Annotated in this window: 24 protein-coding genes and 2 tRNA genes; 11 read left to right on the forward strand and 15 right to left on the reverse strand. The window is 59.8% G+C overall.

The genetic code is table 11. The features are described from left to right. Positions 1-250 precede the first annotated feature (250 nt). Positions 251-1666 carry a glutamate--tRNA ligase gene (gene gltX, locus Q9R34_RS15835; protein ID WP_434126918.1) on the forward strand — a complete coding sequence of 472 codons (1416 nt, stop codon included), beginning with the start codon at positions 251-253 and terminating at the stop codon, positions 1664-1666. Between the two features lie 36 nt (positions 1667-1702). On the opposite strand, the gene Q9R34_RS15840 is transcribed toward gltX, so the two are convergent. From Q9R34_RS15840 to Q9R34_RS15850, 3 genes are all read right to left on the reverse strand, one after another. Then, positions 1703-2056, reverse strand: a complete 354-nt coding sequence (locus Q9R34_RS15840; RefSeq protein ID WP_434126919.1) for a YfeC-like transcriptional regulator — start codon at positions 2054-2056, stop codon at positions 1703-1705. Positions 2057-2152: 96 nt separating this feature from the next. Next, complete coding sequence (locus Q9R34_RS15845; protein WP_434126920.1) at positions 2153-2509, reverse strand: YfeC-like transcriptional regulator; 357 nt, start codon at positions 2507-2509, stop codon at positions 2153-2155. Positions 2510-2617: 108 nt separating this feature from the next. Beyond that, complete coding sequence (locus Q9R34_RS15850) at positions 2618-3409, reverse strand: formate/nitrite transporter family protein (RefSeq protein ID WP_485894906.1); 792 nt, start codon at positions 3407-3409, stop codon at positions 2618-2620. Positions 3410-3763: 354 nt separating this feature from the next. Between Q9R34_RS15850 and Q9R34_RS15855 the strand changes: the two genes are divergently transcribed. Then, a tRNA-Ala gene (locus tag Q9R34_RS15855) sits at positions 3764-3839 on the forward strand. A 45-nt stretch (positions 3840-3884) separates the two neighbouring features. Then, a tRNA-Ala gene (locus Q9R34_RS15860) sits at positions 3885-3960 on the forward strand. A 104-nt stretch (positions 3961-4064) separates the two neighbouring features. Here Q9R34_RS15860 and Q9R34_RS15865 read toward each other — a convergent pair. From Q9R34_RS15865 to Q9R34_RS15885, 5 genes are all read right to left on the reverse strand, one after another. Then, entirely contained in the window at positions 4065-5678 is a 1614-nt protein-coding gene (locus Q9R34_RS15865; RefSeq protein WP_485894908.1) for a rhodanese homology domain-containing protein, read from the reverse strand. Then, complete coding sequence (locus tag Q9R34_RS15870) at positions 5671-6261, reverse strand: cysteine dioxygenase family protein (protein ID WP_485894910.1); 591 nt, start codon at positions 6259-6261, stop codon at positions 5671-5673. The genes Q9R34_RS15865 and Q9R34_RS15870 overlap by 8 nt, the downstream gene beginning before the upstream one ends. Beyond that, positions 6258-7238 (reverse strand): ABC transporter substrate-binding protein, encoded by a 981-nt coding sequence (locus Q9R34_RS15875; protein ID WP_485894912.1) that lies wholly within the window; start codon positions 7236-7238, stop codon positions 6258-6260. Before Q9R34_RS15875 ends, Q9R34_RS15870 begins: the two co-directional genes overlap by 4 nt. Further along, positions 7238-8323, reverse strand: coding sequence for an LLM class flavin-dependent oxidoreductase (locus Q9R34_RS15880; RefSeq protein WP_485894914.1), 1086 nt, complete (start codon positions 8321-8323; stop codon positions 7238-7240). The genes Q9R34_RS15875 and Q9R34_RS15880 overlap by 1 nt, the downstream gene beginning before the upstream one ends. Positions 8324-8510: 187 nt before the next feature. Then, complete coding sequence (locus Q9R34_RS15885; RefSeq protein ID WP_485894916.1) at positions 8511-9701, reverse strand: NupC/NupG family nucleoside CNT transporter; 1191 nt, start codon at positions 9699-9701, stop codon at positions 8511-8513. A gap of 368 nt (positions 9702-10069) precedes the next feature. On the opposite strand from Q9R34_RS15885, the gene Q9R34_RS15890 reads away from it, so the two are divergent. Both Q9R34_RS15890 and Q9R34_RS15895 read left to right on the forward strand, forming a co-directional pair. Further along, a complete protein-coding gene (locus tag Q9R34_RS15890; protein ID WP_485894918.1) occupies positions 10070-11308 on the forward strand; it encodes an Nramp family divalent metal transporter in 1239 nt (412 codons plus the stop codon). A 135-nt stretch (positions 11309-11443) separates the two neighbouring features. Then, complete coding sequence (locus tag Q9R34_RS15895; protein WP_485894920.1) at positions 11444-12025, forward strand: NAD(P)H-dependent oxidoreductase; 582 nt, start codon at positions 11444-11446, stop codon at positions 12023-12025. Positions 12026-12079: 54 nt separating this feature from the next. Here the strand turns inward: Q9R34_RS15895 and Q9R34_RS15900 are convergent, their stop codons facing one another. Beyond that, positions 12080-12418: a DUF2502 domain-containing protein gene (locus tag Q9R34_RS15900; RefSeq protein ID WP_434126928.1), complete on the reverse strand. Its 339-nt coding sequence runs from the start codon at positions 12416-12418 to the stop codon at positions 12080-12082. Between the two features lie 171 nt (positions 12419-12589). Beyond that, positions 12590-13579, reverse strand: a complete 990-nt coding sequence (gene mgrA, locus Q9R34_RS15905) for an L-glyceraldehyde 3-phosphate reductase (RefSeq protein ID WP_485894922.1) — start codon at positions 13577-13579, stop codon at positions 12590-12592. A 216-nt stretch (positions 13580-13795) separates the two neighbouring features. On the opposite strand from mgrA, the gene Q9R34_RS15910 reads away from it, so the two are divergent. Both Q9R34_RS15910 and glk read left to right on the forward strand, forming a co-directional pair. Further along, the gene (locus tag Q9R34_RS15910) at positions 13796-15448 is read left to right on the forward strand and encodes a thiamine pyrophosphate-binding protein (RefSeq protein ID WP_485894924.1); all 1653 of its coding nucleotides are present in this window, start codon (positions 13796-13798) and stop codon (positions 15446-15448) included. A 157-nt stretch (positions 15449-15605) separates the two neighbouring features. After that, complete coding sequence (glk, locus tag Q9R34_RS15915; RefSeq protein ID WP_434126931.1) at positions 15606-16571, forward strand: glucokinase; 966 nt, start codon at positions 15606-15608, stop codon at positions 16569-16571. Between the two features lie 54 nt (positions 16572-16625). Here glk and Q9R34_RS15920 read toward each other — a convergent pair whose 3' ends face one another. After that, positions 16626-17351 carry a LytR/AlgR family response regulator transcription factor gene (locus tag Q9R34_RS15920; RefSeq protein WP_485894926.1) on the reverse strand — a complete coding sequence of 242 codons (726 nt, stop codon included), beginning with the start codon at positions 17349-17351 and terminating at the stop codon, positions 16626-16628. Next, positions 17348-19039 (reverse strand): LytS/YhcK type 5TM receptor domain-containing protein, encoded by a 1692-nt coding sequence (locus Q9R34_RS15925; protein ID WP_434126977.1) that lies wholly within the window; start codon positions 19037-19039, stop codon positions 17348-17350. The genes Q9R34_RS15920 and Q9R34_RS15925 overlap by 4 nt, the downstream gene beginning before the upstream one ends. A gap of 259 nt (positions 19040-19298) precedes the next feature. Between Q9R34_RS15925 and Q9R34_RS15930 the strand changes: the two genes are divergently transcribed. Then, positions 19299-19823, forward strand: coding sequence for a GNAT family N-acetyltransferase (locus Q9R34_RS15930; RefSeq protein ID WP_485894928.1), 525 nt, complete (start codon positions 19299-19301; stop codon positions 19821-19823). 118 nt (positions 19824-19941) lie between these two features. After that, on the forward strand, positions 19942-21177 hold the full coding sequence (alaC, locus tag Q9R34_RS15935; RefSeq protein WP_434126934.1) for an alanine transaminase: 1236 nt from the start codon (positions 19942-19944) through the stop codon (positions 21175-21177). Positions 21178-21217: 40 nt separating this feature from the next. On the opposite strand, the gene ypdK is transcribed toward alaC, so the two are convergent. The 3 genes from ypdK to Q9R34_RS15950 all read right to left on the reverse strand — a co-directional run bounded on the left by ypdK (position 21218) and on the right by Q9R34_RS15950 (position 24125). Next, positions 21218-21289, reverse strand: coding sequence for a membrane protein YpdK (gene ypdK, locus Q9R34_RS15940; RefSeq protein WP_102990980.1), 72 nt, complete (start codon positions 21287-21289; stop codon positions 21218-21220). A gap of 198 nt (positions 21290-21487) precedes the next feature. Beyond that, positions 21488-22516, reverse strand: a complete 1029-nt coding sequence (locus tag Q9R34_RS15945) for an HlyD family secretion protein (RefSeq protein ID WP_485894930.1) — start codon at positions 22514-22516, stop codon at positions 21488-21490. A gap of 4 nt (positions 22517-22520) precedes the next feature. Continuing rightward, positions 22521-24125: an MFS transporter gene (locus tag Q9R34_RS15950; protein WP_485894932.1), complete on the reverse strand. Its 1605-nt coding sequence runs from the start codon at positions 24123-24125 to the stop codon at positions 22521-22523. Between the two features lie 146 nt (positions 24126-24271). Here Q9R34_RS15950 and Q9R34_RS15955 point away from each other — a divergent pair, with 146 nt between their 5' ends. Continuing rightward, positions 24272-25057, forward strand: a complete 786-nt coding sequence (locus tag Q9R34_RS15955; RefSeq protein WP_434126937.1) for an IclR family transcriptional regulator — start codon at positions 24272-24274, stop codon at positions 25055-25057. Positions 25058-25063: 6 nt separating this feature from the next. After that, a complete protein-coding gene (locus tag Q9R34_RS15960) occupies positions 25064-25516 on the forward strand; it encodes a universal stress protein (protein ID WP_434126938.1) in 453 nt (150 codons plus the stop codon). Positions 25517-25520 lie beyond the last annotated feature (4 nt).

A 25520-nucleotide genomic window follows, 5' to 3' on the forward strand; every position in this document is an offset into this window, starting at 1 on the left:
TAGGGATCCTTCGAAGTGAGTCAACGCTTTTTAAAACTAAAATGCGCGTTCGCTTCAAAATTAGACATCACGCGCTGCTTTTAGCCAATATGCTGGTTTTATTAGCAGAAAACCACGGCTTAACGCCTTTGCGTGGATGCACGGTCATTGAGGATTCAACGCCAGGTGCTAGAATGTGCGCACGGTTTTTCGCGTCTAACCCGTTTTTTGTCATCCAGACATAAAACCTGCGCATTTAAGGCACTGCTGAATGAAAATCAAAACTCGCTTCGCGCCCAGCCCGACCGGCTACCTGCATGTCGGCGGCGCACGTACCGCGCTTTACTCCTGGCTCTTCGCTCGCCACCATCAGGGCGAATTCGTGCTGCGCATCGAAGACACCGATCTCGAGCGCTCAACGCCGGAAGCCATCGAAGCTATTATGGACGGCATGAACTGGCTCAACCTGGACTGGGATGAAGGCCCCTACTATCAGACCAAACGCTTTGACCGCTACAACGCCGTCATCGACGAGATGCTGGAAGCGGGCACCGCCTATAAATGCTACTGCTCAAAAGAGCGTCTTGAACAGCTGCGCGAAACCCAGATGGCCAATGGTGAAAAGCCGCGTTATGACGGCCGCTGCCGCGACAGTCATGACCATCATGCGGCGGATGAGCCCTGCGTGGTACGCTTTCGCAACCCGCAGGAAGGATCGGTCATCTTTGACGACCAGATCCGCGGCCCGATCGAGTTCAGCAACCAGGAGCTGGACGATCTGATTATCCGCCGTACCGACGGTTCGCCGACCTACAACTTCTGCGTCGTTGTTGACGACTGGGATATGGGGATTACCCATGTCATTCGCGGCGAAGACCACATCAACAACACGCCGCGTCAGATTAATATCCTGGAAGCGATCGGCGCGCAGGTGCCGGTCTACGCCCACGTTTCTATGATCCTGGGCGACGACGGCAAAAAGCTCTCCAAGCGTCACGGCGCGGTCGGCGTGATGCAGTATCGCGACGACGGCTACCTGCCGGAAGCACTGCTCAACTACCTGGTGCGTCTGGGCTGGTCCCATGGCGATCAGGAGATCTTCTCTATCCCGGAGATGAAAGAGCTGTTTACGCTCGACGCGGTGAGCAAATCCGCCAGCGCGTTCAACACTGAAAAGCTGCAGTGGCTCAACCACCACTATATCAACAGCATGGCGCCGGAATACGTGGCGACCCATCTGCAGTGGCACATTGAACAGCAGAATATCGACACCCGCACCGGCCCGGAACTGGCGAAGCTGGTCACGCTGCTGGGCGAACGCTGCAAAACGCTGAAAGAGATGGCGGCTTCCTGCCGTTACTTCTATGAAGAGTTCGACGCGTTCGATGCCGACGCGGCGAAAAAACATCTGCGCCCCGTGGCACGCCAGCCGCTGGAAGTGGTGCGCGACAAACTGGCCGCCATTACCGACTGGACCGCAGAAAACGTTCACCATGCGATTCAGAGCACGGCGGATGAGCTGGAAGTGGGAATGGGCAAGGTTGGCATGCCGCTGCGCGTCGCCGTGACCGGCGGTGGTCAATCCCCAGGCCTGGACGTTACCGTCGAAGCCATCGGACAGCGCCGTAGCGTGGCGCGTATTGAGAAAGCCCTGGCTTACATCGCTGAACGCGAAGCGCAGGCCTGACAAGCAAAAACCGGAAGCGCGATGCTTCCGGTTTTTTTATTCTTCGCTAATGCCCAGCCGCTGCAGCACGCCTTTTATCCCTTCGCGCAAAATCATTGCAGCAAGAAGATCCTGCTCGTTCTGCGTCATTTGCTGTACAGAACTTAATAGTAACGCAGGTAACGAGTTTTGTTGTGCAGCGTAGGGCGCGTTCGGCTCGTTCAGGTTACGCATGGACTGAATAAAGCTTTTTACCCGCTCATCGATATGAATCAATCGCGCCTTACCGCCCTGTACGCCGGGCTTCGGCGTAGTGGTCCAGTTTTCACGCTTGATCCATTTATTCACCGTCTGCCGACTATAACCTGTTTCGTTCGCGAGCTCTTCGGGGGTTAACCATTCCTTTTTCACGATGCTGTCCCTGTTCAATACATTAGCTCTACATATTACAGGAAATCGTAACGCGTGAAAGTCACCCTGTGGCAAGTCATATCGATTATCCAGCGGTTACGTCTTTTCATTTGTGTCTAAACAGGCCAGCAGGCCTTTAACGCCTTCACGCAAGAGAAAAGCATTAAGCTGCGCCTGCTCTTTGGGCGTCATTTGCTGCACAGAGTGTAAAAGCAGCTGCGTCAGATTTTGCTGCTGGGGGAGATAAGAGAGGCGCGGTTCGTTAAGGTGTTTTGTCGCGTCGATAAAAGCCGCGACACGCTCATCAATGTAAATCAGTCGCGCTTTGCCGCCCTGAACGCCGGGCCTGGCGCGAGTCGTCCAGTTTTCGCGTTTAATCCATTTATTAATGGTTTGCCGGCTGTAGCCGGTTGCGTTCGCCAGCTCTTGTGGCGTAAGCCATTCCTTTATCACGGCACAATCCCTGTTTGATGATTACCCGTGCATATTACAACAATTCGTTAAGCGTGAAAGTTACCGGAATGGGTGCTTTTTGCTCCAGGGCAAAAAGCACCCGGCAGATCATGGCTGCGCCGTGCCTACCGCTTCAGCGGATGGACGGAAAGCCAGGAAGTAGGCGAGGCCGACGAATACTGCGCCGCCGACGCCGTTGCCCAGGAATACGGCCACAAAATTCGGCAGATACTCTACCCAGCTCAGCTGACCGGCGAAAATAGCCGCAGGCACAATAAACATGTTGGCGACGACGTGCTGGAAGCCAATGGCGACAAAGGCCATCACCGGGAACCACATGCCGAAGATTTTCCCTACTACATCTTTACTGGCGAAAGCGAGCCACACCGCCAGGCAAACCAGCCAGTTGCAGCCGATGCCGGAGATAAAGGCGTGCAGGAAGTCGGCGTGCACTTTCGCACTGGCGATGGCGACGGTCTTCTTCAGGTAGTCGCCTTCCGTCATGCCGAGCATATGGCCGAAGAACCAGGCGATGGCCAGGCTGCCGATAAAGTTGGCGATAGTGACCCAGAACCAGTTGCGCAGCACGGCGAACCCGCTGATGCGACGCGCAAACCAGGCGACCGGCATCGTCATCATATTGCCGGTCAGCAGTTCGCCGCCTGCCAGTACGGTCAGGATCAAGCCCACCGGGAAGACGGCTGCGCCGAGCAGGCCGCCAAACGAGCCCCAGTCCGCCGGCAGCGAGTTAATCACGTGCAGGTCAAGCAGGAAGCCGGTAGCGATAAAGGCACCAGCCATGAAGCCAAGAATTAATAATGTCGGAATGGAGGCGCGGCTTTTAGTGACGCCAGCCTGAATCGCCAGTTGAGCGATCTCTTTAGGTGAATGCAGCGACATAGTATCTCTAATATTATTGATGGTTGTGACAGGGATGGTGTTGTAATAAAGGGTGGGCAGCGATGACCACTTAATTAGCGGGCTAAGTTTTACACGGCTTTTAACGGAAAACAAGAAAAATCCTAAAGGCTGTTTAACCGTAATTTAACCTGGCGCAGCAGAAAAAAATGAGCCGTGACGCCACACAGGTTGACCGCTTTTTAGGTGCTGAATAAAAGCGGCTGAAAATACTACGATTTGGGATTTGCCGCCTTTTTCAGCGATCAAACGCACTTTTCGATTTTGCCGTTGACACCCTGAGGGCGGTTTCATATTATGCCGTCCGTCGAGAACATCCGACGGTTTTTTCGGTTCGGGGCTATAGCTCAGCTGGGAGAGCGCCTGCATGGCATGCAGGAGGTCAGCGGTTCGATCCCGCTTAGCTCCACCAAATCGCATCCCAACGATTTGGCACTGAAAAAACAATTCCAGATGTGGGGGTATAGCTCAGCTGGGAGAGCGCTTGCATGGCATGCAAGAGGTCAGCGGTTCGATCCCGCTTATCTCCACCATTTTCTTCGTCCTGATCTCTCAGGCAGCTCCTCAAAATATCCACAACGCTTGCGCAAGCACCGCTGCGCACAAAAAAGAGCGACATCGCTGCCGCCCTGTTGAGTCACGCCGTTACGCTCTGTTTCTCCGGCCGCAGCACGCGAAAGCCATGTGTGCCGTCGCGATCCAGCTGCGCCACCAGACCATATTCCCAGTCAAGATAGGCCTGCATCACCGCCGGTTCGATATCGGTGCCTTCATAGGGGCGGCGATAGCGATCGATGGCGGGGGAGAGCAGCGCCTCTTCGCCAGCGTCGGTCGGCAGCCCGGCGCCGCGCCAGGCGACATTGCCGCCTGCCAGCACAAAGACCGGCTTACCGGTCAGCGCCGCCACCTGTTCCACCGCATAGCCCGCCAGCAGGCTGCTGCCGCAGGTCAGGACATAGCGTTCGGCTGGCGGCAGCGCCGCCTTGCCCTGTTGTTGCAGCGTCGAGCGCAGCAGCCAGGCTGCGCCGGGGATATGGCTTTTAACGTGGTTGGCGCGCGTGGTGAAATCCAGCACCTGAGTATCGCCCTGCTTTATCCAGTCGTTCAGCTGCTGCGGAGAGATTGTCCCGGCCACAGGCGCTGCCGGCACCTGCGCCGTCCAGCCGCCAGTGGCGCTGAAGTCCTGTGGTTGCAGCCCCTCCAGCACGGCGACTTCCCAGCCCATCTGCGCCAGCCAGGAGGCCGTTATGCTGGCGCGTACCCCGTCGTTGTCAGCCAGCACGATACGCGCGCCGCGCACGCTAGCGTAGTGATCGGTCTCCTGCACCAGTTGTCCGCCCGGCACGTGACGACTGCCCGGCAGATGCCCGGCGGCGTACTCGTCGGCGTCGCGCACGTCGAACAGATAGGTTGTGCGCGTCTCCTGCCGCCAGCGCGCCAGCATCGTCGCGTCGATGCGCGCTACCCCGGCGCGATCCGCCACCTGACGCGCCTGCGCCGCCGCATGACGCTGCGCGGTTTCGCTGACGACGCCGTAGCGGCGGCTCTGCTGCTGCTCAAGCGCCAGGCCGGCCAGCGTCCAGCCGATAGTGCCGTTGCGCAGCGCGTAGACCGGATTGCGGATACCCGCGTTGACCAGCGACTGGGTGCCGATAATGCTGCGCGTGCGGCCTGCGCAGTTGACGATCACCGTGGTAGCGGGAGAGGGCGCGATGTCGCGCACGCGCAGCACCAGTTCGCCGCCTGGCACGCTAATGCTGCCGGGAATCGACATGGTGTGGTATTCATCAAAGCGGCGCGCGTCGAGCACCACCACGTCGGCGTTGTCGCGCAGCAGCGCATCGACCTCTTCGGCCGCCAGCGACGGCGTATGATTGTGGTGTTCCACCAGCTCGCCAAACGCCTTGCTCGGCGAATTCACATCGATAAACAGCTCGCCGCCCGCCGCCTTCCAGCCGGCCAGATCATCTTTCAGCAGCGTGATATTGGTGTAGCCCCAGGCCGCCGCGCGCTCCGCCGCCGTCTGCGCCAGCCCTTCGCCGTTGTCGTAAAGCGTAATCGCCGTATCGCGGCGAGGAAGGCGATCCAGCCACTCCAGCTCCAGCTTTGAGAGCGGAATGTTTACCGCGAACAGCGGATGCCCTTGCGCATAGAGCGCCTCGTCGCGTACGTCTACCAGCGCCACTTCCTGCTGCTGGCGCAGCGCCTGCTGAATCTCTGCGGCGTCGCGCAGAGGAAAAGTTTTAGCCATGTGAAAGATCCCAGATGTTAGGCAAGTAGCGATTGCTGTAGCCGGAGATAAAAGGTTTTTCGCTGCCGTCTTCGCGATAAACCGCCCGTTTGACCGCGCCGATATTGGCGCCGTAGACGTGAATGCTGACAGAGACGCGATCGTCGAAGGCGTTGCTGACGCGATGGATATCGCCGACGCGCGGCGAGACCGCGTCAATCTCGCCAGGTTCCAGACGAACCGGCGCGCCGTCTGCCGCCAGTGCGCCATTTTCCATTTTGAAGCCCTGCGACACTTCCGCGCCGCGCAGCATGCCGATCAGCCCCCAGACGCGATGATCGTGCACCGGCGTCTGCTGGCCCGGCCCCCAGACAAAGCTCACTACCGAAAAGCGCTGCTGCGCGTCGGCATGGAGCAGATACTGCTGATAGTGCTGCGGATGCGGCTGGGCAAACGTATCATCCAGCCAGTCGTCGTGCTGCAGCAGCGGGCGCAGCAGCTCGCTGCCGCGCGCCAGAATAGTCGCCTCGTCCGGCTGCTGTTCAAGCAGCGCGGCGAGCTGCGCCACAAAGTCACGCAGCCGCTGGTGGTTAAGGTCGCTCACGATTTGTTCTCCTGATAGTGCCGCGCTACCTGATTGGCGCCGCTCGCCAGGCTGAAATCGAAGGCGTCGCTGACGTCGACCGCCTTCGGCAGCACCTGATAGCGATGGAAAAAGTCGGCGGATTTCTGCAGCGTGGCGATAAGCGAGGGATCGAACACCAGCGGGCGAATGCGCGCGTCGGCAATCCAGCTGCTGGTGATGGCGGTTGGCATATTTAGCGTTTTGCCCAGCGCCTGGGCGAACGGCTGCGGATGCTGCGCCGCCCACACCTGCGCCTTCGCCAGTCGCGTCAGCAGATCGGCGATAGCTTTACGCTTCTCCGGATTGGCCAGCGCCTCTTTACGCGCCAGCGCATAGGAGTAGCCTGACATAATGCCGTTGCCGCCGCCCTGCGGCACGCGTACCGTGCCATCGATCTGGGTTGAGGTGGCGATGTAGGGCTCCCACGGCGCCCAGGCGGAAACTGCGCCGGAGGTCAGCGCCGCGCGGCCATCCACCGGGCCGAGGAAGCGCAGCGTCACCTCGCTGGGTTTCAGTCCGGCGCGTTCCAGCAGGCCGAGAAGCAGATAGTGTCCCCAGCCGCCGCGGTTGACGGCGATCTGCTTGCCTTTCAGATCTTTCAGGCTGTTGATGCCGGCGTCAGGACGCGTCAGCAGCGCGATGCTGTCGGGATTGTTCTGCCAGGCGCCGACCGCTTTAACCGGCGCGCCTGCGGCATAGACGAAGAGAAAGGGCAGATCGCCGGTAAAGCCGACGTCCAGCGCCCCCGCATTCAGCGCCTCCTGCACCGGCGCGCCAGAATCGAAGGCGGTGAGCTTCAGATCGTAAGGCAGATTATCGAGCTCGCCGGAAGCTTTTAGCGAGGCGAAGCGATCCCCTTTGACATCGCCGAGGCGCAGCGTCACTTTTTCAGCAGCAAAAGCGGCGTTAAGACTCAGCGCCAGCGCGACACCGGCAAACAGGGTGGCGAGACGCATCAGGCGCTCCTCTTAACGCGCGTCAGCGCGGCGACTTTTTCGCGCGTCAGCGGCAGCAGTTCGCGGCCGTACTCAATCGCGTCGTTCAGCGGATCGAAGCCGCGGATCAGCACGCTGTCGATGCCCAGGTTGTAGTAATCCAGCAGCGCGTCGGAGACCTGATCCGCCGTGCCCACCAGCGCAGTGGAGTTGTAGCCGCCGCTTACCAGCTTCGCGACGCCGGTCCACAACACTTTATCGTGGCGGTCGCCTGCGTTAGCCGCCGCCAGCAGGCGCTGTGCGCCGACGCTCTGTGGTTTCGGCAGGCCGAAGGTGTAGCCCGACTCGGCCAGCTGCTTCTGCGCCGTTTGATAAATATGTTCCGCGCGCTCCCAGGCCTCTTTCTCCGTCTTGCCGATAATCGGGCGGAAGGAGATATTGAATTTGATGTCGCGCCCCTTTTTCGCGGCGGCGGCGCGCACGGTTTGTACAGTTTCCGCCGCGCCCTGCAGCGGCTCGCCCCACAGCGCGAAGACGTCGGCGTGACGCGCGGCGACCTCGATCGCCTCCGGCGACGAGCCGCCGAAGTAGACCGGCAGCCTGCTCTGCAGCGGCTTGATAGCGGAAAAAGCCTGCTCGGCCTGGTAAAACTCGCCGTTGTGGTCCCAGGCTTCCGCCGAGGTCAGGCTCTTGTTCAGCACGTCGAGAAATTCGTCGGTGCGCGCATAGCGTTCCGCTTTGTTGAGGAAATCACCGTCGCGGCGCTGTTCGCTGTCACTGCCGCCGCTGATGATATGCACCGCCAGTCGTCCGTCGATCAGGTGATCGAGCGACGCCAGCTTGCGCGCCGCCAGCGTCGGCGAGACAAAGCCGGGACGGTGCGCCAGCAAAAATTTGATGCGCGAGGTGTTGGCGGCGGCGTGCGCCGTCACTAAAAATCCGTCTGGTTGATCGGACCAGTAGCCCACTAGAATCCGATCGAATCCCGCCTCTTCGTGGGCGCGGGCGAAATCGGCAATATAGTGTTTATCGAATAACGGCCCGCTGGCCGGAATGATTTCAGAGGCCAGACGATGGCCGATCATGCCCAGAAATTGAATGCTCATGCGCTTCTCCCGATGTTGAGTAATGAAAAAACTACGGGGCGACGGGCATGAGATGAAATTCAATATTGTGCAAAGGATTTGCGGGAATCGGGGAAGGGCGGTGCCGCGCGGCTGAGGCGGCGCGGCAGGCGTTATATCAAGCAGGAATAATTAAGAATAAGGGCGAGAACCCGTCTCGCCCTTCTTATCAGAACGCCAGCACCAGACCGGCAATCGCGGCGGAGAGCACGCTGACCAGCGTCGAACCGTATAGCAGCTTCAGGCCGAAGCGCGATACCACGTTGCCCTGCTCTTCGTTCAGGCCCTTGATGGCGCCGGCGACGATGCCGATAGAGGAGAAGTTGGCGAACGAGACCAGGAACACCGACAGGATGCCTTCTGAGTGCGGCGAAATCTGGCCCGCCAGCTTCTGCAGATCCATCATCGCGACGAACTCGTTGGAAACCAGCTTGGTGGCCATAATGCTACCGACCTGCAGCGCTTCGTGAGCCGGCACGCCCATCACCCAGGCGAATGGATAGAAGACGTAGCCCAGCACGCCCTGGAAGCTGATGCCGAAGATAACATCGAACAGCGCGTTCAGGCCGGAAATCAGCGCGATAAAGCCGATCAGCATCGCCGCGACGATAATCGCCACGCGGAAGCCCGCGAGGATATATTCGCCCAGCATTTCAAAGAAGCTCTGGCCTTTATGGATATCCTGCAGCTGGAGATCCTCTTCGCTGTCGACGCGGTAAGGGTTGATCAGCGACAGCACGATAAAGGTGCTGAACATGTTAAGCACCAGCGCGGCGACCACATACTTCGGCTGCAGCATGGTCATATAGGCACCGACGATCGACATGGAAACGGTCGACATCGCGGTCGCGGCCATGGTGTACATGCGGCGCTGCGACATTCTGCCGAGGATATCCTTATAGGCGATAAAGTTTTCTGACTGTCCCAGAATCAGAGAGCTGACGGCGTTAAAGGATTCCAGTTTGCCCATGCCGTTAATTTTAGAGAGCACGGTGCCGATGCCGCGGATCACCCAGGGCAGAATGCGGAAATGCTGCAAAATGCCGATCAGCGCAGAGATAAAGACAATCGGGCAGAGCACGTTCAGGAAGAAGAAGGCGAGGCCTTTGTCATTCATGTTGCCGAATACAAAGTTAGTGCCTTCGCCCGCATACTTAAGCAGATGATCGAACAGACCGGCAAAGCCCTTTACAAACCCGAGGCCCGCCTCGGAGTTGAGGAAGAACCACGCCAGCAGCACTTCAATGACCAGAAGCTGGACAATGTAGCGAATACGAATACTTTTACGGTCGTGGCTGACGAGTAACGCCAGCACGCCTACCACCACCAGTGCTAAAAGGAAGTGCAAAATATGGGACATGCTTGCTCCAGATTTGAGGAGGGTTGTAATTTGCTGCGTATTCTATGTAACGCGTTACTTAAAAACGAGATCAAATCCACATTATAAGGATTCGCTATCATCCCTTTTCTCAGAAAACTCTCACCAGTCACAGCCTGTTCACAAAATGTTCACCTCAAATATCCACAAATTCATTGTCTATAATATGTTCGAGGCGTAGAGTGGGAAGCATTGCACATTTTTTAGCAAGGCTCGCTTTACCGCAAGGTATAGCAATGGCTATACTTTATAGCATCATCTATCACACCGATAACGATAACCACATTTCACTTGCCGCGATCAGGCCATAAGCTGCCATGGTCAACACGCGTTCAGACAGGTAGAGAAATATGTTTGAGAGCCGTACCGCCGAGCGCGCCGCTCGCGGAGTCCGAAAAATCAAGCTCGCGCTGCTGGGGCCGGCCTTTATCGCCGCCATCGGCTATATCGATCCGGGTAACTTCGCCACCAATATTCAGGCGGGCGCAGCCTATGGCTATAAGCTGCTGTGGGTGGTGGTCTGGGCCAATATCATGGCGATGGTCATACAGCTGATGTCCGCCAAGCTCGGTATCGCCACCGGTAAAAATCTGGCTGAGCATATTCGCGATCGCTTCCCGCGTCCGGCGGTCTGGTTCTACTGGGTGCAGGCGGAAATCATCGCCATGGCGACCGATCTGGCGGAATTTATTGGCGCGGCGCTCGGCTTTAAGCTGCTGCTCGGCATTTCGCTGCTGCAGGGCGCGGTGTTGACCGGCGTGGCGACCTTTCTGATCCTGATGCTGCAAAACCGCGGCCAGAAGCCGCTGGAGCTGGTGATCGGCAGCCTGCTGCTGTTTGTGGCGGCGGCCTATATCGTAGAGCTTTTCTTTTCACAGCCGAAGGTCAGCGAGCTGGTGACCGGCATGGCGCTGCCGTCGCTGCCGACCTCCGAGGCGGTTTTCCTGGCAGCGGGCGTGCTGGGCGCGACCATTATGCCGCACGTGATCTACCTTCACTCGGCGCTGACGCAGGGCGGCGAGAGCGGCAATAAAAGCCAGCGCTACTCCTCTACCAAGCTGGATGTGGCCATCGCCATGACCATCGCCGGCTTTGTCAATCTGGCGATGATGGCGACCGCCGCCGCCGCGTTCCACTTCAGCGGTCACAGCGGCATTGCCGAGCTGGATCAGGCCTACCTGACGCTGACGCCGCTGCTTGGCCATGCGGCGGCGACGGTATTCGGCCTGAGCCTGGTCGCAGCTGGCCTCTCCTCTACCGTCGTGGGCACTCTGGCTGGCCAGGTGGTGATGCAGGGCTTTATCCGCTTTCATATTCCGCTCTGGGTACGCCGTCTGGTCACTATGCTGCCTTCATTTATCGTGATTATGGCGGGCCTGGATCCGACGCGCATTCTGGTTATGAGCCAGGTGCTGCTGAGCTTCGGCATTGCGCTGGCGCTGGTGCCGCTGCTCTCCTTTACCGGCAATCGCGAGATTATGGGCGAGATGGTCAATTCGCGCCTGATGCAGAACGCCGGTCTCGCCATCGTGGTACTGGTGGTGGCGCTCAATGCCTGTTTGCTGGGTGGCGAAATCCTCGGCCTGTAAGGGCTGCGGAAAAGGGCCCGATCTCTCTCGGGCCCGCTTCATTTTTAACCTCCCGTGCCGCCGCCTTAACAGCCCGCCCTGACTCATCTACTCTCGATAGGCAGCCTTTTTCTCTTCTCTTACAGGAGTCAGGATATGCATGCACTGGTAGTGGTCGCCCATCCCGATCAAGATTCTTTTACCCACGCCGTCGCGCGCACGTTAACCCGCGAGATTGGCGCGCCACACACGTTTGAAATCGCCGACCTGATAGCAGAGGGCTTCGACCCGCGCTACGCCGCCGCCGATCTGGCGCTGTTTCGCAGTGAGGGCGCACCGCCCGCCGATGTGCTGGCCGAGCAAAAACGCATCGACGGCGCTGACGCGCTGGTGCTGGTGTATCCCGTTTACTGGTGGTCATTTCCCGGCGTGCTGAAAGGCTGGATCGATCGCGTCTTTACCCACGGCTGGGCATATCAGGAGACGCCCGACGGCAAAATCGATAAAAAAATGGGCCGCCTGAAGGTGCACCTGCTGGGAATAGGCGGGGCGAATCTGCGCACCTATGCGCGGCGCGGCTACTATGCCGCGATGCGCACGCAGATTGACGAGGGCATTTTCGACTATGTTGGCGCAGCGGTGAAGACGTCGGAGCTGATCCTGCTGCCTGACGCCGATTCGCCAGAGGCGCACCTGGAAACGGCGCGGCAAATCGGACGTCGGCTGTTCGCGGAGTAAAGGCCGCTTTGCGCGCCGTTTCGCGCAGCGGCCTTTAGCCATAGCGCCGCGTCATCAGTGATGGTGACGATCGTGGCGGTCGTGATAGCGCTGCGCCTCGCGCCAGTGGTGGCGACGTTCGCGCTCATGCCAGCGTCGTTCGCGCTCCCACTGCTGATGACGGCGCCACTCTTCATGACGCCACCAGCGATGGTTGTTGTACTGATAGCGGTTGTGCCACCAGCGCGGCTCGCGCCAGCGGCCGCCGTCCCAGTAGTAGCCGCGGCGATCCTGGTCTCCCAGATGTAGCGTTACGCCCGGCGCCAGGCGAATAGAGGCGCCGTCAGCCTGAGCGCTATGGATCGCCAGAGGCGACAGGCAGGTCAGCAAAGCAGCAAAAACAGCAAATTTCATCTTATTCTCCTTATCAGCGACAGCGCCGCTGCGGTGCAGGCGTGATGTCCGCGCATTGCTTGTGTGGCAGGTTGAGTGTCGCTGACAATTGTGAGGAAAATCGGAAGAAAAAGGGGATTGGGACAATTCTGTTCGCAGAAATGCCCGGCGCGCCGGCCGGGCGGGCAAAGATTAAATCAGCACGCCTTCAATAGCGGAGAGCTCGGCGATGGTAAAGTGGCGATTGGCCAGCATCTCCACCGCGTCGTCAATTTGCGCGGTTTTGCTTGCGCCAATCAGCACGGAGGTCACGCGCGCGTCGCGCAGCGTCCACGCCAGCGCAATCTGCGCCAGCTTCTGGCCGCGCTGCTGCGCAATCTCATTCAGCCTGCGCACTTTCTCCATCTTCTCGTCGGTCAGCTGATCTTTACGCAGGAACTTGCTGCCGCTTGCCACGCGCGAATCGTCGGGAATGCCCTGCAGATAGCGGTCGGTCAGTACGCCGCCCGCCAGCGGAGAGAAGGCGATGCAGCCGACGCCGTTGTCGCCCAGCGTTTCCAGCAGGCCGTTTTCCGGGCCGCGTTCAAACATTGAATAGCGCGGCTGATGGATCAGGCAGGGCGTGCCGAGGTCGCGCAGGATGGCGATCGCTTCCGCCGCGCGATCCGCCGGATAGTTGGAGAGTGCGGCATAGAGCGCTTTACCCTGGCGCACCACCTGATCCAGCGCGCGCATGGTCTCTTCCAGCGGCGTTTCTGGATCCGGACGGTGGTGATAGAAGATGTCCACATACTCCAGCCCCATACGCTTGAGGCTCTGATCGAGGCTGGAGATAAGGTATTTGCGCGAGCCCCAGTCGCCGTACGGACCGTCCCACATGGTGTAGCCCGCTTTAGTGGAGATCACCAGCTCGTCGCGAAAGGGGCGAAAGTCCTCGCGCAGGATGCGGCCAAAGTTCTCTTCCGCCGAGCCCGGCGGCGGGCCGTAGTTGTTTGCCAGATCAAAATGGGTAATGCCGCGATCGAACGCGTGGCGCAGCAGCTCGCGGCTGTTATCAACGCGTGTGTTGTCGCCAAAGTTATGCCACAGGCCAAGCGAAATTGCGGGCAGCTTGAGCCCACTGCGGCCGCTGCGGCGATATTCCATCTGCTGATAACGACCGGGGTGCGGAAGGTAGGTCATACGGCTTTCCTGTCAAAGGGAAGAATTTTCAAGCGCAAGGATAGCAGTGTATACGTTTACACACAGTCACAATGGAGCGCAGATCGCATACTTACAGAATAATCCCCCATCGTAACGCCCGGTTGCCACTTTTTTGTTCAGCTGATTGCGCTGCTTTCTCGCCGCTTTCGCAGCATAGCGGATACTCAAACCAGACACGGGTGAAAGGAGTGGCATATGCAACGCTTTACCGTAGGAGATTATCTGCTGGCGCGCCTTCAGGAGATCGGCATTGGCCATCTGTTTGGCGTGCCGGGCGACTATAACCTGCAGTTTCTCGATCGCGTGATCGCCCATCGGGATATCGGCTGGGTCGGCTGCGCCAACGAACTCAACGCGGCCTATGCGGCGGACGGCTATGCGCGCTGTCGCGGCGCGGCGGCGTTGTTGACCACCTTCGGCGTCGGCGAACTGAGCGCTATCAACGGCACGGCCGGCAGTTTCGCCGAGTATTTGCCGGTGATCCATATCGTGGGCGCGCCCGCCAGCGGGGCGCAAAAGCGCGGCGACTGCGTGCACCATACGCTGGGCGACGGCGACTTCCGTCACTTTCTGCGCATGGCGGGCGAGGTCAGCGCAGCAACAGCGCAGCTCAGTGCGGGCAACGCCACGGCGGAAATTGATCGGGTATTAGCCACGGCGATGCGCGAACAGCGTCCGGGCTACCTGATGATGGCGGTCGATGTCGCGGAGGCTGAAGTGGCACCGCCCGCCGCGCCGCTCGACGCCGCGCCGGGCTCCAGCGAGCAGGCGCGCCTGGCGTTTCGCGCCGCCGCCGAACGGCTGCTGCAGCCGGCGCGGCGCGTGGCGCTGCTGGCTGATTTTCTCGCCGCGCGCTGGCGGCAGCAGGCGGCGCTGGCGCGGCTGCGTCGGCTGCGCGCCATTCCCTGCGCCACGCTGCTGATGGGCAAAGGCGTGCTGGACGAGCGCCAGCTGGGCTACGTCGGCACTTACGCCGCAGCGGGCAGCGAGCCCGGTATCTGCGAGCTGATTGAGCAGACCGATGTCACACTCTGCGTCGGCGTGCGCTTCACCGACACCCTGACGGCGGGCTTTAGCCAAAATTTCGCCGCCACGCAGCTGATCGATCTACAGCCGTTCGCCGCCAGCGTTGCCGGAGAACGCTTTGCGCCGCTTAACATGGCGGATGCGCTAAATGAGCTGGAGGCGCTGTTTGCGCGCTATAGCGAGGGCTGGGCGCTGGCGCCGCAGATGCAGCCGGTCGAGACGGCGGACGCTGGCGCCGAAATCAGCCAGAGCGCTTTCTGGCAGGCGATGCAGCGCTTTCTCCAGCCGGGCGACATCATTCTCGCCGATCAGGGCACCGCCGCTTTCGGCGCGGCGGCGCTGCGCTTGCCGCCCGGCGCGCAGCTGGTGGTGCAGCCGCTCTGGGGCTCCATTGGCTATACTCTTCCGGCAGCCTTCGGCGCGCAGACTGCCGCGCCCGCGCAGCGGGTGATCCTGATTACCGGCGACGGCTCGGCGCAGCTGACTATTCAGGAGCTGGGATCGATGCTGCGCGACGGGCAAACGCCGATTATTTTCCTGTTGAACAATGAGGGCTATACGGTGGAGCGCGCCATCCACGGCGCAACGCAGCGTTATAATGATATCGCGCAGTGGAACTGGACCGCGCTGCCGCAGGCGCTTTGTCTGCACGGGCAGGCGCAGAGCTGGCGCGTCACCGAATGCGTGCAGCTGGATGAGGTCATGGCGCGTCTGCAGGCGCCCGACTACCTGACGCTGGTCGAGGTCGTGATGCCTAAGAACGATCTGCCGCCGCTGCTGCATAAGGTGACGGCTTGCCTCGCGCAACGCAACGGAGGGTAAGATTCGGAGTGTTGCCGCTGTCAAGCGGCTTGCCGGACGGGTAGGCTGTGCTCACCACCTTCAACGCTCCTCTTTTGTCGCGGCGAGCGTTGTTGTTTTACCGGCAGACTTTTATAGTGTCCTGCATCTTAGGGACCCCAAGCGGAGCAACAAAAGAATGACAACTTATGCCCTGGTCGGCGACGTCGGCGGCACCAATGCCCGACTCGCCCTGTGTGAGGTGGAAACCGGCAGCATCTCCCAGGCCCAAACATTCTCGACTTCAGATTATGACAGCCTCGAAGCCGTCATCCGCCACTATCTTGGCGAGCAGCTACAGAACGTTAAAGACGGCTGCATCGCCATTGCTTGCCCTATCACGGAAGACTGGGTCGAAATGACCAACCATGACTGGGCTTTTTCCACCAGCAAAATGAAAGCCAGCCTTGGCTTCGATCATCTTGAAATCATCAACGATTTCACCGCCGTTTCCATGGCGATCCCGATGCTGACGGCTGAGCATGTCATTCAGTTTGGCGGCGGGGAGCCGGTGAAGGATAAGCCCATAGCGATTTACGGCGCCGGCACCGGACTGGGCGTCAGCCATCTGGTGCACGTTGACCGTCGCTGGGTGAGCCTGCCGGGCGAGGGCGGCCACGTCGACTTTGCCGCCAACAGCGATGAGGAAGATTTGATTCTGGAAGTGCTGCGCGCCGAGCTGGGCCACGTTTCCGCCGAGCGCGTGCTGTCCGGCGCCGGTCTGGTGAACCTCTACCGCGCTATCGTGAAGGCGGACAACCGCGTGCCGGAAAACCTCAAGCCGAAGGATGTCTCCGAACGCGCGCTTGCTGATAGCTGCACCGACTGCCGTCGCGCACTGTCGCTGTTCTGCGTGATTATGGGACGTTTCGGCGGCAATCTGGCGCTGAATCTCGGCACCTTCGGCGGCGTCTATATCGCTGGCGGCATCGTGCCGCGCTTCCTGGAGTTCTTTAAGGCCTCTGGCTTCCGCGCCGCCTTTGAGGATAAAGGGCGCTTCCGCGACTACGTCTCCCGCATCCCGGTCTATATGATCACCCACGATCAGCCTGGCCTGCTGGGCGCAGGCGCGCATCTGCGACAGACGCTGGGGCGTATTCTGTAAATCCTTTCTGAAACGGCCCTCGGGCCGTTTTTTTATGCTGGCGCGGAGAGTGGCCTACAGGTGCATCAGCTCGCGAAAGCGTTTTACCTTGCTGCGGCTGACCGGCACCTGAAACGCCAGATCGCGCAGCTTCAGCAGGTAGGTGTTATTAAACCAGGGTTCTATCTCAGAGATTTTGCTCAGGTTGACGCAGTAAGAGCGATGACAGCGGAAAAAGCGCTGCTCCGGCAAACGGGCGCAGAATTCGCTGATGCTCATCGACATCACATAGGCCTCGCGCCGCGTATAGACGAACGTCAGCTTCTCATGCGCCTCCACGTAATAGATATCATCAATATCGGTCACGATGATGCGCTCATCCTTCACCAGGTTGACCGTCTGCGGGCTGTGGTCAACCGGTGTCTGGGCAACGCTCTGCTGCTGACCGACCGCCTCCAGCTTGTTAAGCATGGTGACGATGCGCGCTTCATGATAGGGCTTGAGGATGTAGTCAAAGGCTTCCAGCTCAAAAGCCTCAACCGCATGATCTTTCCAGGCGGTGATAAACACAATCAGGGGCCGCTGTGCGAACTGGTGAATATTCTGCGCCAGCAGCATGCCGTCCAGCGACGGGATGTTGATATCGAGAAAAATGACGTCGACCCGATGCTGCTGCAAATATTTCAGCACCTCCAGGCCGTCATCGAAACAGGCCTCGATCTTAATCTTGCTGTGCTGCTGGATCATCCAGCTCAGCTCCTGCTGCGCCAGAAATTCATCTTCGACAATAATGGCTTTCATGGCACGCTCTCCACGACGGCAGGCGGCGACGCGGTTAGCCACTCTCCGCTCTTGCTCAGGGTAAAGGCGATTTCGGTGCCGGGCTGCAGCCGGGTAATGTCGAGCCCCTGGCCGGTCAGCAGTTTGACGCGGTGGTGCACATTCAGTAGGCCAATCTTATTGCCTGGCATCTCATTATTCGCCACGCGGCGCATGACTTCATCGCTGATGCCCGGCCCGGTGTCGCGCACGGCGATACGCACCCGATCGCCGCACGCCTTAACGCTTAGCGTCACCACGCCTTTGCCGCGACAGGGTTGAATGCCGTGTACGATGGCATTTTCCACCAGCGGCTGGATCAGCAGACTGGGCAGCGAAAAGTGAAGATCGTCATCAATGTCGTAGATCATCGACAACTTGTCGCCAAAGCGCGCCTGTTCGATGGCGATATAATCTTTTACCTGCCACAGCTCGCGTTTGATATCGATGGTCTCGTCGTCGTTAAGTTCAAGGTTGTAGCGCAGATAGCGGGAAAGATTAATCACCAGCTGGCGCGCGGTATCGGGATTAAGCCGGATAGAGGAGTTGATGGCGTTCAGCGCATTAAACAAAAAATGGGGATTAATTTTGCTTTGCAGAGCGCGCAGTTCCGCTTTATTCGCCATTTCGCGCAGCTGTTCGGCGCGCGACACCTCCAGCTGCGTCGAGATCAGCTGCGACAGGCCGATCGCCATCTCTTTTAGCGAGCCGGTGATGCGGTGCGCGCGGCGGTAGTAAATCTTCAGGGTGCCGGTCACTTTGCCTTGCTCGCGCAGCGGAATAACGATCATCGAGTGAATATCACGGGTGCGATGCGCTTCATCATTATTCTTGATAATAATTTTCCCGGTGGTCATCGCCTGCGCGGTAGTGGGGCTAATGCCATCGTCGCCATTCTGGTAGTTCTGCTCGCCGTAGCCGACGTAGGCGAGAATATGGGTCTTGTTGGTAATGGCGACGGCGTCGGCATTGATATCGTCACAGATAATGGTGCAGATGCGGCGCAGCGAGTCGCTGTTGACGTCGCGGAACAGCGGCAGGGTTTTATTGGCGATCTCCAGCGCCAGCTTGGCCTGTCGCGCCGCAATCGCCTCTTTTTCACCCTCGACGCTCTGAACCAGCAGCACAATCAGGCCGATGCTCGACGCGCCGAGGATCATCGGCAGCGCAATCTCCGAGACAATCGCCAGGCCAAGCGACATCGGCTTCGCCCACAGCACGATCAGCAGCATAGTGAGGCTTTCGCACAGCATGCCGCCGATGATGCCGACGCGCCAGCGCTGTGCTTTGGGCACGCGGCGGTTGATGGCGCCAGCCACGCAGCCTGCAATAATGCTGGTGATCAGGCAGGGCACCGAGGTAACGCCGTGAATATCGATCAGAAAACGGTGCAGCCCGGCGATAACGCCGGTAGTGATGCCGACCCAGGGGCCAAACAGGATGCCGCCGGCCATCACCGCAATCACCCGCACGTTTAGCAGCGAGCCGTCAACGTGAATGCCCGACCAGGTGCTGAAAAGCGCAAACAGCGAGAAAATGGCGATGACGGCGGCTTTCTCCAGCGGTGCATGTTCATCTTTTTGCAGCAGCTGGCGGAAAAGCGGGGTGCGGGTCAGGAAGAAGAGGCAGATCAGCATCAGGGCAGCGCGGTCAAACACCGCCAACAGCATATCAAAGTGAGAGATCACAGCCAGCCTTCAGGTCATAACAGAGAGAGGGCTATGATAAAAAATGTGATCGCGATGCGCCAGTCTGCAAAAAGAGTGAGCGCTCCCTTCATGTTGTGGATCAATTTTCACGGCTGAAATGGTAAAAAGGGGAAACCTGAGTAGTAAAACAGGGAAGATTTTTCATTCGCCGCTGGCGGGTGAGCCGATAGTGGTTTTTATTCAGACAGCCTTTGTGGCTATCTGCACCGGGAGCACTTTCATGCAGTTAATCACGCCGCGTCTTACCCTCACCACCCTTAAGCCTGAAGACTGGCTGCTGTTTCGCGCCGTGCATGAAGACGCGGTTACCATGACCTGGGTCAGCGAAATTCCTGACGAGGCGGATTTGCGCCAGCGCTTCAATGAACGCCTCGCGCCCTGGCAGGTCAGCAGTTTTCATATGCTTTGCGTGGTGGCGCGCCTGCGCGACAGCGGCGAGCCGATCGGCCTGTTCGGCTGCAGCCCGGAATGGCAGCCTTATCGCCAGGCGGAGGTCGGCTATATGCTGCTGCACCGCTTCTGCGGCCAGGGCTACGGCAGCGAAGCGCTGGCTGGACTGAGCGACTTTCTGCTGAGCGCGGGTTTCCACAAGCTCAAGGCGATGGTGGTAGAAGGAAATGTGGCGTCGCGGCGCATTCTGGAGAAGAATGGCTATGTGCTGGAGGGGACTTTGCGGGATAATTATCTGCTAAATGGCGAATGGGTGAACGATTGGGTTTTTGGTCGCCTGAATCCCGCGGATTAAAAAAATTTTATTCTCCTCTCGACAAGCGCGCGATCGCCGCGTTAAGGTCTTTTTTCGGTCACGGCAGTGACCTGCGTCGCTCGGACGGTCCGGGCGCTTACGTATTCAAGAGGACATTATGGCTGACAACAGCACACCCCGTCGTTTCTCGCGTATCGATCGCCTTCCCCCCTATGTGTTTAACATTACCGCTGAGTTGAAGATGGCTGCGCGTCGGCGCGGCGAAGATATCATCGACCTCTCGATGGGGAATCCTGACGGCCCTACGCCCCCGCATATCGTGGAAAAACTGTGTCAGGTGGCGCAGCGTGAGGACACGCACGGCTACTCCACCTCGCGCGGCATTCCGCGCCTGCGCCGCGCCATTTCACGCTGGTACGCCGAGCGCTATCAGGTCGAGATCGATCCTGAATCTGAAGCTATCGTCACTATCGGATCGAAAGAGGGGCTGGCGCACCTGATGCTGGCGACGCTCGACCACGGCGATACGGTGCTGGTGCCGAACCCCAGCTATCCCATTCATATCTACGGCGCGGTGATCGCCGGCGCGCAGGTGCGTTCAGTGCCGCTGGTGGCGGGCGTCGATTTCTTCGCCGAGCTGGAGCGGGCGATCCGCGAAAGCTATCCGAAGCCGAAAATGATGATCCTCGGCTTTCCGTCGAACCCCACCGCGCAGTGCGTCGAGCTGGACTTCTTTGAGCGAGTTATCGCGCTGGCGAAACAGTATAACGTGCTGGTGGTGCACGATCTCGCCTACGCCGATATCGTCTACGACGGCTGGAAAGCGCCTTCGATTATGCAGGTGCCCGGCGCGCGCGACGTGGCGGTGGAATTTTTCACGCTGTCGAAAAGCTACAATATGGCGGGCTGGCGCATCGGTTTTATGGTGGGCAATAAAGAGCTGGTCGCCGCGCTGGCGCGCATCAAAAGCTACCATGACTATGGCACCTTTACGCCGCTGCAGGTAGCCGCCATCGCCGCGCTGGAGGGCGATCAGCAGTGCGTGCGCGATATCGCCGAACAGTACAAGCGTCGCCGCGACGTGCTGGTAAAAGGGCTGCATGAGGCGGGCTGGATGGTAGATAACCCCAAAGCCTCGATGTATGTCTGGGCGAAAATCCCCGATCGCTACGCCGCGCTCGGCTCGCTGGAGTTCGCCAAAAAGCTGCTGCAGGAGGCGAAGGTATGCGTGTCGCCAGGCATCGGCTTCGGCGACTATGGCGATACCCATGTGCGTTTTGCGCTCATTGAGAACAGCGATCGCATTCGGCAGGCGGTGCGGGGCATTAAAGGGATGTTTCGCGCCGACGGCATCTTGCCGGGCAGCGTAAAAGCGACAGAAGAAGCAGAGTAAAACGAAGCGGGGCGACAGCGCTGTCGCCCCCTGACTGGCGCTACAGCATCAGCACAAATGTGCCAAGCCAAAGCAGCGCAAAGAAAGAGATTCCCATCAAGGCGTATTTCACAAACAACTCCTCTGAGCGGTTACACGATAGCGATCCCAGGCCAGCGCAACGCGAACAGAATGAGAAAAACGCATCAGGTTATCATCGCCTCAGGCATTTTCTCAGGTCGTTCTGAGTAGCTCAGAACAGGATCGAGCGCTAATTTACGCGTAATTGATCCTAAAATAAATAGCACCAGTGTGAGAGCTTCATCACATTTTACTCTACTTCAATCTCCGGGATCGCCGACATACCAACCCGCAGCTGCGACAGGTCAGGCTGGTCCGTATCCAGCACGATTTTAACCGGAAGACGCTGGACGACCTTAGTATAGTTACCTGTCGCATTATCGGGTGAAATCGCTGAAAACGTCGCGCCGGTTGCGGGGGCGATGCTGTCGACATGGCCGGTGAAACGCTTGCCTGGTAGCGCATCAACGGCGATCTGCACCCGCTGTCCGGGATGCACGTCGCTGAGCTGCGTCTCAAGATAGTTCGCCGTCACATACGTCTGCTGCAGCGGCACCACCGCCAGCAGCCGTGTCCCGGCGGTAGCGTAGGCACCGACGCGCGCCGTGCGCTGGCCCACCATACCATCCACCGGCGCAACGATGCGCGTATAGGAGAGGTTCAGGCGCGCCTGGTCCACGCTGGCCTGGGCCGCGGCCACGTCCGCCCGCGCCTGACGCACCGCCGCCTGCAGCACGCCGATCTCTTTTGTTGCGGAAACCACCGCCGCCTGGCTCTGACGCACCGCCGCCGCGGCGGAGCGTTGGGTCGAGCTGGCCTTCTGCTGGTCGTCGGCGGCAACAATGCCGCTTTTATACAGGCGGTTATAGCGATCGGCGTTCTGACCGGCATACTGCGCGGTCGCCTGGCTGGCCGCCAGGGTCGCTTTTGACTGCTCGATGGTCGACTGCTGCTGCTCCAGCTGTGCCTGGCTGCTGAGCAGTTTCGCCTCGCTGACCTGCAGATCCGCCTCGGCGCTCTCCAGCGCCACGCGATAATCGCGGTCGTCCAGCGTCGCCAGCACGTCGCCCGCTTTCACCTGCTGGTTATCCTGCACCTTCACCTCGGCGATATAGCCTGACACTTTCGGCGCCACCAGCGTGTAGTCGGCGTTGACGTAAGCGTCGTTGGTGCGGTGATCGTTGCCGGTCATGGCTGACCAGATAAAAAACGCGATGGCCAGCAACACCAGCAACAACAGGCTCAGCAGCACGGTTTTTCTCATTACTAAAGCACGCATAATCTTATTTTCTCGAGGTCGAAGAGGCAGGTTGAATCAGGGTTTGCGGCGGCCAGACGCGCTTTGGCAGCCAGGCCGTCAGCAGTAATAGCAGCGCGGCGAAGGCGATCAGCAGCAGCCAGCTGTCGCTCAGACCGAGCACGGTGGCCTGATGGCGCACCAGCGTAGCGAAGCCGCTCAGGTTTTCGCTGCTGCTGACGCTGCCATCCATCAGCAGCGGATGGCTGGCGCTGGCGTCGGCACTGCTCGGCGCGCTCATCAGCCAGGGGCGACTGGCGGCCTGGTCCAGCAAAATGTTGGAGTGGATCTTCTCGCGGTGGCTAAGGAAAACCTCCACCAGCACCGAGGCCGCGACGCTGGAGAAGCCGCGCACGGTATTAAACATCGCCGAGGCGAAGGGGCCTTCCGGCGGCGCCACCACGCTGGTGGCGCTCATCAGAATCGGCAAGATCACCATCGGCTGTCCGAACGCCTGCAATATTTGCAGCGTCCAGAAGTTCTGGCGCGCCCAGTCACTGGTGATCTGCGCACCGAGCAAACAGGCCGTCATCAGCAGGGCGACGCCCGCCGCCAGCACCCAGCGGCAGTCGATCCAGCGGATATTCAGCAGCGCGGCGACCAGCGGCGCGATCAGCAGCTGCGGCAGGCCGACGGTTAACGCCAGCGGCGCGAACTGCAGGGTGCGGAAGCCCTCTACCTGAGCGAAATAGGCGGAGGGCAGCGCTGAGCCGGAGAGCGAGACGATCAGCACGGTCGCCAGCGCCAGCAGGCCGTGCGTCAGATTGCGGCGCGACAGCATCTGCAGCCGAAACAGCGGCAGTGGATGAAACCATTCGTTGATCAGAAACACCAGCAGCAGCGGTGCGGCGGCCAGCAGCATGGCGGCGATCAGCGGCGACGCGAACCAGTCCAGCCGTTCGCCCTGGGTGAGGGCCAGCACCAGCAGCGCCATGCCGCTGCATCCGGTGAGCATGCCGAACAGGTCGATCTGCTTAACGCGCTCGAGGCGCAGCGGATCCTGCGGCAGGCCCCAGCCAAACAGCAGCATGGCGATCAGCATCAGCGGCACTACCTGCCAGAAGACAAACATCCAGCTGACGTCGTCTGTCCAGAACGCCGCCAGCGAGGCGGCCATGTTGGGCCCGAAGGTGGCCGTGAGCGCGTAGCCGCCCAGCCCGTAGAGCTTAAGCGGCGGCGGCAGGAAGCGCAGCGCCACCGTCATCAGCATCGGCGGCAGCGCGCCGCCGAATAGCCCCTGCAGCACGCGCAGGGCGATAAAGCTGCCGGGCGAAGGCGCCAGCGGCAGCAGAATGCCGCACAGCATAAAGCCGGTCGATACCGTCAGCGAAAAGCGGCGCAGCGAGAAGGTAACGGCAAACCAGGGCGCGATCATCATCGCCGCCACTTCGGCAGCCTGGTAGGCCGAGACGATCCAGCTGCCCTGGTCATAGCTGACGCCGATGGCGGCGCGAATATCCGCCAGCGCGATATCGGTGACGCGGTCGTTAAGGCCCGAGGTCAGCGCGGCAATAAGCACGCCGACCAGGCCCAGCGCCAGGCGAAGCGTAAAAGGGTGCGGCGTCGGCGCAGCGGCAGGCTGAGCGTTCATAGCAGGTTTCTCATTATTATGATGCAGTGTATTGCGATGTGATACAGACTGCGATCTTACATTTCGATATGCTGTATTGCAATGTGGTACATGCTGTAAATTGTGTCTTTTTCGCGGTAGAGTAGGGCAGCTGAAAAGGACGACTCATGGCAAAACTTCCATCCAGCCGCGAGGATGAAAAATCGGGCGGTATCCAGGTGATCGCCCGCGCGGCAAAAATTCTTAATGCGCTGGGAGAGCATCCCGGCGGTATGAGCCTGGGCGAAATCGCGCAGGCGGTGGATCTGCCGCGCTCCACGGTGCAGCGCATTGTCGCTGCGCTCGACAACGCCCAGCTGGTGCGCAGCAGCGGCGCAGGCGGGTTGCGGCTTGGCCCGGCGCTGCTGAAACTGATCTCCAGCGTGCATACCGACGTCGTCGATCTGATGCGACCCAAGCTGGAAGCGCTCTGCGCGGCGACCAATGAAACGGTTTCGCTGTCGCGTGCCAGCGGCACGCAGCTGACGATCATTCACCATGTGGTGGCGTCGCGCGAACTGCGCGTGGTGCCGCGCATGGGGCTGAACCTGCCGCTCTATAGCACCTCTGGCGGCCGCGCGCTGCTGGCGCTGGAGTGCGACGACGACGTGCGCCTGATAGTGGGCGAAGCCTGGCGCGAGCTCACGGATAAAACCGTCAAAACGCTGCCGCAGCTGATGACGCTGATTCATGAGGTGCGTAAAACCGGCATCTCCTACGATCGCGGTGAAACCCTTGAAGGTATCTCCACCATGGCGGTGGCGCTGGATACGCTGTTCGGCCGTTTCTCTGTCTCTCTGCTGGTGCCCACGTCGCGTTTTCAGAAAAACGAAGCGGTGTTCCGCGAAGAGATGCTCAGATGCAAAGAGGCGCTGATACGCGAAATCGGCAAAACTGCCGCTGTTGAAGGATAAACACTGATGAAAACATTGCTGATGGCCGTTGATAATTCGCCAGTTGCCCAGAAGGTGATCGCCACGACGATAGAGGAAGCGCTGGCGCACAAGGCGCAGGTTGTGGTGCTCTGCTGCGTCGATCCCGCCTACGCCTCCTGCAACCAGCCGATCGACATCGCTGCTGGTGAAGATCCAGAAGATTTTGCCGCCGCGCAGGATGAGCAGAACACCGCCGAGCTGGTGGTGCGCCATGCGCTGGCGCCGCTGCTGCGCGCCGGGATCGACGCGCGCGGGCTGATCGTCGCGGGCGAAGCGGCGGACACCATCGTCGCCCAGTCGCAGCAGCTTAACGCGCAGATGATCATTATGGGGCGTCGCCATCTCTCCTCTTTTAACCGCCTGCTGAAGGGCTCGGTGAGCGCGGCGGTGATCGAGCGCGCCCACTGCCCGGTGTTAATCGACGTTCGTAAGGATTGAGCAA

This window comes from Enterobacter sp. BRE11 (assembly GCF_031844285.1).
Taxonomy (GTDB): Bacteria; Pseudomonadota; Gammaproteobacteria; order Enterobacterales; family Enterobacteriaceae; genus Pantoea.